General features: G+C 67.6%; 11 protein-coding genes and 1 tRNA gene. 2 read left to right on the forward strand and 10 right to left on the reverse strand.

Annotated elements, in window-relative coordinates; all coding sequences use genetic code 11:
• Positions 1-46: 46 nt before the first annotated feature.
• The 9 genes from rpoB to ACIQFX_RS05935 form a co-directional block, all read right to left on the reverse strand.
• The gene (gene rpoB / locus ACIQFX_RS05895) at positions 47-3,529 is read right to left on the reverse strand and encodes a DNA-directed RNA polymerase subunit beta (RefSeq protein ID WP_367827676.1); all 3,483 of its coding nucleotides are present in this window, start codon (positions 3,527-3,529) and stop codon (positions 47-49) included.
• 548 nt (positions 3,530-4,077) lie between these two features.
• Entirely contained in the window at positions 4,078-4,461 is a 384-nt protein-coding gene (gene rplL / locus ACIQFX_RS05900; protein WP_073910766.1) for a 50S ribosomal protein L7/L12, read from the reverse strand.
• A gap of 111 nt (positions 4,462-4,572) precedes the next feature.
• Complete coding sequence (gene rplJ / locus ACIQFX_RS05905; protein ID WP_030687887.1) at positions 4,573-5,103, reverse strand: 50S ribosomal protein L10; 531 nt, start codon at positions 5,101-5,103, stop codon at positions 4,573-4,575.
• A 247-nt stretch (positions 5,104-5,350) separates the two neighbouring features.
• Positions 5,351-6,283: a hypothetical protein gene (locus tag ACIQFX_RS05910; protein ID WP_402459235.1), complete on the reverse strand. Its 933-nt coding sequence runs from the start codon at positions 6,281-6,283 to the stop codon at positions 5,351-5,353.
• A 119-nt stretch (positions 6,284-6,402) separates the two neighbouring features.
• On the reverse strand, positions 6,403-7,131 hold the full coding sequence (rplA, locus tag ACIQFX_RS05915; protein ID WP_352017067.1) for a 50S ribosomal protein L1: 729 nt from the start codon (positions 7,129-7,131) through the stop codon (positions 6,403-6,405).
• 81 nt (positions 7,132-7,212) lie between these two features.
• Positions 7,213-7,647, reverse strand: a complete 435-nt coding sequence (gene rplK, locus ACIQFX_RS05920) for a 50S ribosomal protein L11 (protein ID WP_015035536.1) — start codon at positions 7,645-7,647, stop codon at positions 7,213-7,215.
• A gap of 158 nt (positions 7,648-7,805) precedes the next feature.
• Positions 7,806-8,699 carry a transcription termination/antitermination protein NusG gene (gene nusG / locus ACIQFX_RS05925; RefSeq protein ID WP_402459238.1) on the reverse strand — a complete coding sequence of 298 codons (894 nt, stop codon included), beginning with the start codon at positions 8,697-8,699 and terminating at the stop codon, positions 7,806-7,808.
• Between the two features lie 44 nt (positions 8,700-8,743).
• Complete coding sequence (gene secE / locus ACIQFX_RS05930) at positions 8,744-9,031, reverse strand: preprotein translocase subunit SecE (protein WP_017239539.1); 288 nt, start codon at positions 9,029-9,031, stop codon at positions 8,744-8,746.
• Between the two features lie 103 nt (positions 9,032-9,134).
• Positions 9,135-9,207 (reverse strand) — tRNA-Trp (locus tag ACIQFX_RS05935).
• Between the two features lie 205 nt (positions 9,208-9,412).
• Here ACIQFX_RS05935 and ACIQFX_RS05940 point away from each other — a divergent pair.
• A complete protein-coding gene (locus ACIQFX_RS05940; RefSeq protein ID WP_402459240.1) occupies positions 9,413-10,639 on the forward strand; it encodes a pyridoxal phosphate-dependent aminotransferase in 1,227 nt (408 codons plus the stop codon).
• A 139-nt stretch (positions 10,640-10,778) separates the two neighbouring features.
• Complete coding sequence (locus tag ACIQFX_RS05945; RefSeq protein ID WP_402459242.1) at positions 10,779-11,801, forward strand: adenosine deaminase; 1,023 nt, start codon at positions 10,779-10,781, stop codon at positions 11,799-11,801.
• On the opposite strand, the gene ACIQFX_RS05950 is transcribed toward ACIQFX_RS05945, so the two are convergent.
• Positions 11,791-12,390 (reverse strand): TetR/AcrR family transcriptional regulator, encoded by a 600-nt coding sequence (locus tag ACIQFX_RS05950; RefSeq protein ID WP_402459244.1) that lies wholly within the window; start codon positions 12,388-12,390, stop codon positions 11,791-11,793. The genes ACIQFX_RS05945 and ACIQFX_RS05950 overlap by 11 nt on opposite strands.
• Between the last annotated feature and the right edge of the window lie 23 nt (positions 12,391-12,413).

Here is a 12,413-nt window from a genome sequence, read left to right on the forward strand (position 1 = left end):
CCGGGGACTCGGCGGTGTGTCACCGAGTCCCCGGGCCGGACTCCCGTCAGACCTCTTCGACGCTGCTCGGCTCGCGCCGGGACAGGTCGATGCCGAGCTCCTCCGCTGCGCGGAAGACGTCCTCGTCGGTGTCGCGCATCTCGATGGACATGCCGTCCGAGGACAGCACCTCCACGTTGAGGCACAGGGACTGCATCTCCTTGATGAGCACCTTGAAGGACTCGGGGATGCCGGGCTCAGGGATGTTCTCGCCCTTGACGATGGCCTCGTAGACCTTCACGCGGCCGGTCACGTCGTCGGACTTGATCGTCAGCAGCTCCTGGAGGGCGTACGCGGCGCCGTACGCCTCCAGCGCCCACACCTCCATCTCACCGAAGCGCTGGCCACCGAACTGGGCCTTACCACCCAGCGGCTGCTGGGTGATCATCGAGTACGGGCCGGTCGAACGCGCGTGCAGCTTGTCGTCGACCAGGTGGTGCAGCTTGAGGATGTACATGTACCCGACGGAGATCGGGTCCGGGAACGGCTCGCCGGAGCGGCCGTCGAACAGCCTCGCCTTACCGGTCGGGAGCACCATGCGCTCGCCGTCGCGGTTCGGGATGGTGTGCTGGAGCAGGCCCGCGAGCTCGTCCTCACGCGCACCGTCGAAGACCGGGGTCGCGACGTTGGTGCCGGGGGCGACCTGGTCGGCGCCGATCGCCTGGAGGCGCTGCGCCCACTCGTCCGCGAGACCGGAGACGTCCCAGCCGCGGCTGGCGAGCCAGCCGAGGTGGATCTCCAGGACCTGTCCCGGGTTCATTCGGGACGGGACACCCAGCGGGTTGAGGATGATGTCGACCGGGGTGCCGTCCTCCAGGAACGGCATGTCCTCGATCGGGAGGATCTTCGAGATGACGCCCTTGTTGCCGTGACGGCCGGCGAGCTTGTCACCGTCGGTGATCTTGCGCTTCTGGGCGACGTAGACGCGGACCAGCTGGTTCACGCCCGGGGGAAGCTCGTCGCCCTCCTCGCGGTCGAAGACGCGCACGCCGATGATCTTGCCGATCTCGCCGTGGGGCACCTTCAGCGAGGTGTCGCGGACCTCGCGCGCCTTCTCACCGAAGATCGCGCGGAGCAGGCGCTCCTCCGGGGTCAGCTCGGTCTCGCCCTTGGGCGTGACCTTGCCGACCAGGATGTCGCCGGCGACGACCTCGGCACCGATGCGGATGATGCCGCGCTCGTCGAGGTCGGCGAGGACCTCCTCGGAGACGTTCGGGATGTCCCGGGTGATCTCCTCCGGGCCGAGCTTGGTGTCACGGGCGTCGACCTCGTGCTCCTCGATGTGGATCGAGGAGAGGACGTCGTCCTGCACGAGGCGCTGCGACAGGATGATCGCGTCCTCGTAGTTGTGGCCCTCCCACGGCATGAACGCCACGAGCAGGTTCTTGCCGAGCGCCATCTCGCCGTCTTCGGTGGCGGGACCGTCGGCGAGGACCTGGCCCTCGATGACGCGGTCGCCCTCGTCCACGACGACCTTCTGGTTCACAGAGGTGCCCTGGTTGGAGCGGGAGAACTTGTGCAGGCGGTACGTGATGTACGTGCCGTCGTCGTTGGCGACCGTGATGTAGTCGGCCGACAGCTCCTGGACGACACCGTCCTTCTCGGCCTTGAGCACGTCGCCGGCGTCGGTGGCGCAGCGGTACTCCATGCCGGTGCCGACGAGCGGGGCCTCCGACTTAATCAGCGGGACGGCCTGACGCATCATGTTCGCGCCCATGAGGGCGCGGTTGGCGTCGTCGTGCTCGAGGAACGGGATCATGGCGGTCGCGACCGACACCATCTGGCGCGGCGAGACGTCCATGTAGTCCACGTCCGACGGCTCGACGTAGTCGACCTCGCCGCCACGCTTGCGGACCAGGACGCGCGGCTCGGTGAACTGCAGGTCGTCGTTGAGCGCGGCGTTGGCCTGCGCGATGACGAAGCGGTCCTCCTCGTCGGCGGTGACGTAGTCGACCTCGTCGGTGACCTGGCCGTCGACGACCTTGCGGTACGGCGTCTCGATGAAGCCGAACGCGTTGACGCGGCCGTACGAGGCGAGCGAACCGATCAGACCGATGTTCGGGCCTTCGGGGGTCTCGATCGGGCACATGCGTCCGTAGTGGGACGGGTGCACGTCTCGGACCTCGAAGCCGGCCCGCTCACGGGACAGACCACCGGGACCCAGCGCCGAGAGACGACGCTTGTGCGTCAGACCCGACAGCGGGTTGTTCTGGTCCATGAACTGCGACAGCTGCGACGTTCCGAAGAACTCCTTGATCGACGCCACGACCGGGCGGATGTTGATCAGGGTCTGCGGGGTGATCGCCTCGACGTCCTGCGTGGTCATGCGCTCGCGGACGACGCGCTCCATACGAGCCAGACCCGTGCGGACCTGGTTCTGGATGAGCTCGCCGACGTTGCGCAGACGACGGTTGCCGAAGTGGTCGATGTCGTCGGTCTCGACGACGATCTCGTTGCCGTTCTCGCCGATCGTCTCGGTCTCGCCCGCGTGGAGCTTGACCAGGTACTTGATCGTGGCGATGACGTCGTCGGTGGTGAGCACGCCGGCGTCCAGCGGCTCGTCGGCGCCGAGCTTCTTGTTCACCTTGTAGCGGCCGACCTTCGCGAGGTCGTAGCGCTTCGGGTTGAAGTAGAGGTTCTCGAGCAGCGTCTGAGCGGCCTCACGGGTCGGCGGCTCGCCCGGACGCAGCTTGCGGTAGATGTCGAGCAGCGCGTCGTCCTGGCCCTGGGTGTGGTCCTTCTCCAGGGTGGCGCGCATGGACTCGTACTCGCCGAACTCCTGCAGGATCTGCTCGGTGGTCCAGCCGAGAGCCTTGAGGAGGACGGTGACGGACTGCTTGCGCTTGCGGTCGATGCGGACACCGACCAGGTCGCGCTTGTCGATCTCCATCTCCAGCCAGGCACCCCGGGACGGGATGATCTTGGCGGAGAAGATGTCCTTGTCGGACGTCTTGTCGATCGAGGAGTCGAAGTAGACGCCCGGCGAGCGGACGAGCTGCGACACGACGACACGCTCGGTGCCGTTGATGACGAAGGTGCCCTTGTTGGTCATGAGCGGGAAGTCGCCCATGAAGACCGTCTGGGACTTGATCTCGCCGGTCTCGTTGTTCGTGAACTCGGCGGTGACGAAGAGCGGGGCGCCGTACGTGAAGTCACGGTCCTTGCACTCGTCGATCGAGTTCTTCGGCGGCTCGAAGCGGTGGTCGCGGAAGGTCAGCGACATCGACCCGGAGAAGTCCTCGATCGGAGAGATCTCCTCGAAGATCTCCTCCAGACCGGACTTCGTGGGGACGTCCTGTCCCGACTCAAGGGCAGCCTCGACGCGAGCCTTCCAGGCGGCGTTGCCGAGCAGCCAGTCAAAGCTCTCGGTCTGCAGCGCGAGGAGGTTCGGAACCTCGAGGGGCTCCTTGATCTTTGCAAAGGAGATGCGCAGCGGGGCGGTGCTTGCGCCGTTGTTCGTATTGGTCGAGGCGTTGCGCGAGGCGGCCAAGAGGGGGTCCTTCCGAGGGCTCGGACTCACTACGCGCGTACCGGTCCCCAGCAGCGCTTCGCGTCGGACATTTCCTGAAATAGCCAAAAGGCCAGGTCAGACGGGGTCTGTCGACGAAGCGGATGCGAAGGTATGCCCCTGGTGACGGGCAGGGGGCAGCTAACAGGCAGCGCAAAGGGTCAGTGTAGCCACTTGGCTCACTGATGTCCAGGGCGAGTTCTTCGCGACCCTCGTTGCTCTCAACTCCGCGCTACTCGCGCCATGCGGCGCACCTCGATACTGCCCGTTCAGTCGTCGATCCATGCCTCGGAATCGGATCGTTGTGACGACGCGTCCTGAGAATTGCGCGCTGCGTGCGGTTCGTCAAGGCCCCCCGGTGTGCGGGGCGCACGGCGAAGATCACCATACTCCGCTTCCGGCGGCCCTCGGGGACCCCGCCACGCCCTTCCCGGGGAACGCCGAAAGGCGACCACCCAGAAGGGTGATCGCCTTTGACTGCTCCCGCGTTACACGGGAGCAGGAGTCAGCTTCAGCGACTCGAAACGGTCTTACTTGACCGTGACGGAGGCGCCGGCGGCCTTGAGGGACTCGGCAGCCTTCTCGGCGGCCTCCTTCGCGACCTTCTCGAGGACCGGCTTCGGGGTGCCGTCGACGAGGTCCTTGGCCTCCTTCAGGCCCAGGGAGGTGAGCTCACGCACGACCTTGATGACCTGGATCTTCTTGTCGCCGGCACCCTCGAGGATGACGTCGAACTCGTCCTGCTCCTCGACAGCCTCGGCACCGGCGACCGGGGCACCCGGGCCGGCAACGGCGACGGCCGCGGCGGCGGTGACGTCGAACTTCTCCTCGAAGGCCTTCACGAACTCGGAGAGCTCGATGAGGGTCATCTCCTCGAACTGGGCGAGGAGGTCGTCCTGAGAGAGCTTCGCCATGATGGGCGATCCTTCCACTAATTCGGCAGGTGCCGATGTGTCTTTAGAGGCGGGCGTAACGGCCCGCTACGACCCGTGCACTAGGCGGCACGGATCAATGCGCGAGCCGAATTACTCGGCACCGCCCTGCTCGGCGAGCTTGACGCGAAGCGCTTCCGCGGTGCGGACGAACTTCGACGGCAGCGCCTGGAAGAGCGAGGCAGCCTGAGACTGCTTGCCCTTGAACGCGCCGGCCAGCTTGCTGAGCAGAACCTCGCGGGACTCAAGGTCCGCAAGCTTCTTGATGTCGTCGGCGGAGAGAGCCTTACCGTCAAGGACACCGGCCTTGATGATGAGGTTCGGGTTCTCCTTGGCGAAGTCACGCAGGGCCTTCGCCGACTCCACCGGGTCACCGGTGACGAAGGCGACCGCGGTCGGACCAGCGAAGTGCTCGTCCAGTGCGGTGATCCCGGCCTCGTTGGCCGCAATCTTGGTCAGCGTGTTCTTCACCACGGCGTACTGGGCGTTCTCACCGAGCGAACGACGCAGCGTCTTGAGCTGCGCCACGGTGAGACCCCGGTACTCGGTCAGCACGGCGGCGTTGGAGCTCTGGAACGCGTCCTTGAGCTCGGCCACCGATGCAGCCTTGTTGGGCGTCGGCATAGTGCTTCGGCCTCCTTCCGGGTGATGAGGACCGCTCAGAAGGTGGCTGGACAAAACAAAACGCCCCGGGCGCAGGCGCACGGGGCTCAGCTCGACCGGACAAAGTCCGGGAACCTTCCACAGTCACCTGCGCGGGTCGTCCGTTGTCAGCGGATCCTTCGGCCACCGCACCCGGTAAGGGCACAGCAACGACCAGCGGTCTTTGGCTTCTGTGGAAGCGTACGCGACCCGGGCGGCCGGGGGCAAATCAGGCCTTGCCGAGGCCCTTCAGCATCTCGAAGAGGTCGACGGTGTCCTTGGCCGGCGGGGCCTGGACGGCGACCTTGGTGCCGTAGTCGCTGTAGTCGGCCCGCATGTTCATCGTGCCCTCGGCCATGGTCATGCCGATGTCCATGCGCGCCGGGTAGCCGTCCTCGGTCACCCAGAGCTCGGTCTCGTAGCCCTTGAGGCCCGTCTTCTTCACGTTGGCGATGAGCTGGTCGTGCTCCTCCTTGGAGAGGAGCTTCGAGGACTCGTTGGCCTTGAGCATCTGCTCGAAGGTGAGCGTGCCCTTGTAGTGCTCGGTCTCCATGCCGTTGATCTTCTCGGCACCGACGTGCTTCAGGTCCGGGGAGTCGAGGAGCAGGGCGAGCTGCTGGGCCGGGTCCTGGTTCATGTTGTCCATGCCGCCGGTGATCTGCTTCCGCATCGCGGCGCTGCCGGAGGCGTCCGCGGCGGCCTTCATGTCCAGCTTCATCCAGCGCTTGCCGTCCATCTCGGCGGCCTGCTCGGCACCCATGTCGACGTACATGACCTGGTCGAGCATGATCATGCGCATCTGCTCGGGCGCGTCCGGGTCGCCCGCGGACAGCATGGAGCCCTTCATCGTGATGTCCATCGACGCCGGGGCCCAGCCCTGGACGCCGGTCATCTCGACGGTGCCCGACTCCGCGCCGACACCCTTCACGCTCATCGTCATCTTGACCTTGGCGGCCTTGGCGGCCGAGGTCTTGCGGTACGCGGCCTGGATCGCCTTCGTGGCGTCTCCGAGGGTCTGCGTCCGCGCCTCCGGGGCCGCCTGCGTGCCGCCGGCCTTCGCGCCCCCGGCCTTCGCGTCGCCGTCCTGACAGCCCGCGACGCCCGTCACGACGGCCAGGGCCGTCAGGGCGACGCCCGCGCGCTTCCATGCGGACTTGCTCATGAGTGTTCCCCACCCCTTGATCCACGTCTTTACGGTTCCTCGAACCGTAACAAAGAGCCGGCCCCCGCCTCTCGTGAGAAAGGCGGGGGCCGGCTGACCACTCAGTGAACCGATGGGGTTCAGACCGCGGCCGGGTCCTCCTCGACGAGGAGGTTGCGGGTGCGGTTGGAGTCCAGCGGGATGCCGGGGCCCATCGTCGTCGTCAGGGTCGCCTTCTTGATGTAGCGGCCCTTGGCGGCGGACGGCTTCAGACGGAGGATCTCCTCCAGAGCCGCGGCGTAGTTCTCCACCAGCTTGGTCTCGTCGAAGGAGACCTTGCCGATGATGAAGTGCAGGTTCGAGTGCTTGTCGACGCGGAACTCGATCTTGCCGCCCTTGATGTCGTTGACAGCCTTCGCGACATCGGGGGTGACGGTGCCGACCTTGGGGTTCGGCATGAGACCACGCGGGCCGAGGACGCGGCCGAGGCGGCCGACCTTGCCCATGAGGTCCGGGGTGGCCACCACGGCGTCGAACTCGTTCAGGCGGTTGCCCTTGGAGATCTCGTCGATGAGCTCGTCGGAGCCGACGATGTCGGCGCCCGCGGCGATCGCGGCCTCGGCACGGTCACCGGTCGCGAAGACCAGGACCCGGGCGGTCTTGCCGGTGCCGTGCGGAAGGTTCACGGTGCCACGGACCATCTGGTCGGCCTTGCGCGGGTCGACACCCAGGCGGAAGGCGACCTCGACGGTGCCGTCGAACTTCGTGGTGGCGGTGTCCTTGGCGAGGCGGACGGCCTCGAGGGGAGCGTAGTTCCGCTCGCGGTCGACCTTGGCGTCCGCGGTGCGGAGAGCCTTGCTGCGCTTCACTGCTTCTCCTGTTGGTTCAGGTATGGAGTCGTGGTGCGGGCCGCGCCGGCCCTACCACTAGAGGTCACGAGGGGGGGGTGATCAGCCCTCGACCGTGATGCCCATGGAGCGGGCGGTGCCAGCGATGATCTTGGACGCGGCGTCCAGGTCGTTGGCGTTCAGGTCGGGCAGCTTGACCGTGGCGATCTCGCGGACCTGGGCGGCCGTGAGCTTGGCGACCTTGGTCTTGTGCGGCTCGCCGGAGCCCTTGTCCACACCAGCGGCCTTGAGGATCAGCTTCGCGGCCGGCGGAGTCTTGGTGATGAAGGTGAAGGTGCGGTCCTCGTAGACCGTGATCTCCACCGGCACGACCATGCCACGCTGCGACTCGGTCGCGGCGTTGTAGGCCTTGCAGAACTCCATGATGTTGACGCCGTGCTGACCCAGCGCGGGGCCGACCGGCGGGGCCGGGTTGGCCGCACCAGCGTTGATCTGGAGCTTGATAAGCCCCGTGACCTTCTTCTTCTTGGGAGGCATTGCTCTCTCCGGGTCCTAGTGAGAGTGTTCAGCCCGCCTTCCGGTCATCCGGATGCAGGCATACCGCACAACGATAACGGGTATAGACGTGCGGCCAAAAACCGAGCAGGTCAGAGCGGCTTCGACAGCCACTCTGACCTGTTCGGAAGACGGTGAGATCAGTTCTTCTGGATCTGGTCGAAGCTCAGCTCGACCGGGGTCTCGCGACCGAAGATCTCGACGAGGCCCTTGACCTTCTTCGAGTCCGGGTTGATCTCGTTGATCGTGGCCTGGAGGGTCGCGAAGGGACCGTCCGTGACCGTGACCGAGTCGCCGACCTCGAAGTCCAGGACCTGGACCTCCAGCTTGCGGGCCGGAGCCGGCTTGCCCTCGGCCTCGGCGGCCTCGCGGGCGGCCTTCTCCTCGGCCTCCGGGGCGAGCATCTTGACGATCTCGTCCAGGGTCAGCGGGTACGGGTCGTAGGCGTTGCCCACGAAGCCGGTGACGCCGGGGGTGTTGCGGACGACGCCCCAGGACTCGTTCGTCAGGTCCATGCGGACGAGGACGTAGCCGGGGAGCTTGTTCTGCTTGACGTTCTTCCGCTCGCCGCCCTTGATCTGGACGATCTCTTCCTCGGGGACCTCGGCCTGGTAGATGAAGTCCTCGACGTTGAGCGAGACGGCACGCTGCTCGAGGTTGGCCTTCACGCGCTTCTCGTAGCCCGCGTAGGTGTGGATGACGTACCACTCGCCGGGGAGGGTGCGCAGCTCCTCGCGGAGCGCGGCGACCGGGTCGACCGGGGCGGCCGGCTCGGCCTCCTCCTCGGTCTCTTCCTCGTCGTCCTCGACCTCGGCCTCGACGGTGTCGTCCTCGTCGTCGGCGTCGACGGTCTCGTCGTCCTCGTCGGACTCCGCCTCGTCCTCGTCCTCGGTCTCGAGGGCGAACTCCTCGGCGGCCTCGGCGGCAGCGTCGTCAGCAGCGTCTGCCAGGTCCTCGTCGGCGGCCTCGACGGTGTCCAGCTCGTCCTCGACGGACTCGGACTCGAAGGCGTCGTTCAGGTTCGCGTCAGACACGGTGGCTGCTTCTTCCTGCGATACAGATGGGGTGGAACAAAAAGTCAGCCGAAGACGTACTTGACTGCTTCCTGGAAGCCATAGTCAATCACGGTAACGAGGCCGATCATGATGACGACGAAGACAATCACCACGGTGGTGTACGTCGTCAGCTGGCTGCGCGTGGGCCAGACGACCTTGCGGAGCTCGGCGATGATCTGGCGGTAGAAGAGCGCGAGACGGCCCAGGGGGCCCTTCTTGCCGCGCTTGCCGCCCTTGCGGGACTTCTTCTTCGAGTCCGCGGCCTCGTCGTCGGCATCAGGCATGTCGATGGAGCCTACGGCGTCCGTCACGATCTCTCACCTGATTCCGGGTCGGCCGTGCCGCGCCCGGGTGGAGCCGCACGGCGGTGCAATGAAGTACGTACATGCGCACAACACCTGGCGGTGTGTGTAGCAGGGCCGGAGGGACTTGAACCCCCAACCGCCGGTTTTGGAGACCGGTGCTCTACCAATTGAGCTACGACCCTTTGTCGGTGCCCCCAACCTACCGCATCGTGAGATGTGGTCGGTGTGGGCCAACGAGCAGTGAGCATACGTGGTCAGGGGCCCCCGCGTCGAACAGAAACCAGGCCGACCTGCCGCGGGGCGGGCGTACGACCGGTAATGACCGGTCCTGTCCGGTCCGTGAAACCTGTGTGTCGGGCCTCCATACGGTCTGGGACGATGGGCCGCATGAGCGCTGCTACCCCTCCCACCGAGCGTCGGGTCTCCGCCCGCATCGGTGCGATCTCCGAGTCCGCCACCCTCGCCGTCGACGCCAAGGCCAAGGCCCTCAAGGCCGCCGGGCGCCCGGTGATCGGCTTCGGCGCCGGCGAGCCCGACTTCCCGACCCCGGACTACATCGTCGAGGCGGCCGTCGAGGCCTGCAGGAACCCGAAGTACCACCGCTACACGCCGGCCGGCGGCCTGCCCGAGCTGAAGGCCGCCATCGCCGAGAAGACGCTGCGCGACTCCGGCTACGAGGTCGACGCCTCCCAGGTCCTGGTGACCAACGGGGGCAAGCAGGCGATCTACGAGGCGTTCGCCGCGATCCTCGACCCGGGTGACGAGGTCATCGTCCCGGCCCCGTACTGGACCACGTACCCCGAGTCGATCCGCCTCGCGGGCGGCGTCCCGGTGGAGGTCGTGGCCGACGAAACCACCAACTACCGGGTCTCGGTGGAGCAGCTGGAGGCCGCGCGCACGGAGAAGACCAAGGTCGTCCTCTTCGTGTCGCCGTCCAACCCGACCGGCGCGGTGTACAGCGAGGCCGACGTCGAGGCGATCGGCCGCTGGGCCGTCGAGCACGGCCTGTGGGTCCTGACGGACGAGATCTACGAGCACCTGGTCTACGGCGACGCGAAGTTCGTCTCGCTGCCGACGATCGTGCCCGAGCTGCGCGACAAGTGCATCGTCGTCAACGGCGTGGCGAAGACGTACGCGATGACGGGCTGGCGCGTCGGGTGGATCGTGGGCCCGAAGGACGTCGTGAAGGCCGCGACGAACCTGCAGTCGCACGCCACGTCCAACGTGAGCAACGTGGCGCAGGTCGCCGCGCTCGCCGCCGTCTCGGGCAACCTGGACGCCGTCGCGAAGATGCGCGAGGCCTTCGACCGCCGCCGCCAGACGATCGTGCGGATGCTGAACGAGATCGAGGGCGTCTACTGCCCGACGCCCGAGGGCGCGTTCTACGCGTACCCGTCGGTGAAGGGCCTGCTCGGCAAGGAGATCCGCGGCAAGCGCCCGCAGTCCTCGGTCGAGCTCGCCGCCCTGATCCTGGACGAGGCCGAGGTCGCGGTCGTCCCGGGCGAGGCCTTCGGCACCCCGGGCTACCTGCGCCTGTCGTACGCGCTGGGCGACGAGGACCTGGTGGAGGGCGTCAGCCGGATCCAGAAGCTCCTCGCCGAGGCGCGCGACTGATACGTAGTGCAGTCCTCGCATTCGAGGGCTGGTCGGGCCCCTGGTTCTCCGGAACCGGGGGCCCGTTTTTACGTTCTAGCAAGGTCCCGATCGGGGAAAGGGGGTGTGTTGGTCCGTTCGGGTGCGGCAGGATCGGTCGATGGAGCACGATTCCCGCGATCTCACCCTGCTGCCCAAGGCCCATCTGCACCTGCACTTCACCGGTTCGATGCGGCCCACGACACTCATCGAGCTGGCCGACAAGTACGGCGTGCACCTTCCCGAGGCGCTGAGCGGCGGTACGCCTCCGAAGCTGCGGGCGACCGACGAGCGCGGCTGGTTCCGCTTCCAGCGCCTGTACGACATCGCACGGTCCTGCCTGCGCGCGCCGGAGGACATCCAGCGGCTGGTCCGCGAGGCGGCCCAGGAGGACGTGCGGGACGGCTCCGGGTGGCTGGAGATCCAGGTCGACCCGACCTCGTACGCCCCGCACCTGGGCGGGCTCATCCCGGCGATGGAGATCATCCTCGACGCGGTCGACGCGGCCTCGCGGGAGACGGGGCTCGGGATGCGGGTGCTCGTCGCCGCGAACCGGATGAAGCACCCCCTGGAGGCGCGGACGCTCGCGCGGCTCGCGGTGCGGTTCGCGGACCGGGGCGTGGTGGGCTTCGGGCTCTCCAACGACGAACGGCGGGGCATGGCGCGGGACTTCGACCGGGCCTTCGCCATCGCCCGGGACGGCGGGCTCCTGGCGGCCCCGCACGGCGGCGAGTTGACGGGCCCGGCGTCGGTGCGGGACTGCCTGGACGACCTGCGGGCGGCCCGGGTCGGCCACGGGGTGCGGTCGGCGGAGGACCCGCGGCTGCTGCGGAAGCTCGCCGAGCGCGGGGTGACGTGCGAGGTCTGCCCGGCGTCGAACGTGGCCCTCGGCGTGTACGAGAAGCACGAGGACGTGCCGCTGCGGACCCTCTTCGAGGCGGGGGTGCCGATGGCCCTGGGCGCCGACGACCCGTTGCTGTTCGGCTCGCGGCTCGCGGCGCAGTACGAGATCGCCCGCCGGCACCACGGGTTCACGGACGCGGAGCTGGCGGAGCTGGCCCGTCAGTCGGTGCGGGGGTCGGCGGCTCCGGAGGACGTACAGGCGAAGCTGCTGGCGGGGATCGACGACTGGATCAGCGGCTGAGGCCCTGGACCAGGGTGCGGGCGACCGTGCGGGCGAACTCGTCGAGGGTGTCCGGCGGCCTGCGGTCCTGGCTCATCTCCCAGACGAAGGAGCGCTGGACGCAGGCCCCGAGGAGCAGGGAGGCGGCGGCCACCGGGTCGGCGTCGGGGTGGATGCGGCCGTGCCGCTGCTCGGCGCGGAGGTAGGCGGCGAGCCCTTCGACGGGCTTGTGGGGTCCGCTGCCGTAGCTGCGCATGGCCTCCTCGTGGCGGCGCTTGAGCTGCGGTTCCGCGTACAGGGAGGCGACGACCGGGAAGGTCTCCTCGTAGAAGAGGGCGGCCTGCCGGGCGATCTCGGTGAGGTTCTCCTCGACGGTGCGGCCGCCGGGGTCGGCGGCGAGGGTGTCGAGGAGCCCGCCGAGCCGGGGCAGACGCTCGTTCAGGACGGTCAGGAAGAGCTCTTCCTTGCTCGCGAAGTACTTGTAGAGCGCGGCCTCGGAGCAGCCGGCGGCCTTGGCGATCTCCTTGGTCGTGGTGCGGGCGAGGCCCGCGGTCCGCATGAGCTCGCGGGCGGCGTCGATGATCCGCACCCGGGTGGGCTTCTGTTCCATGCATCCTCCATCGACGCTTGACG

The sequence above is a fragment of the Streptomyces sp. NPDC093089 genome, from assembly GCF_044754405.1.
GTDB lineage: Bacteria > Actinomycetota > Actinomycetes > Streptomycetales > Streptomycetaceae > Streptomyces.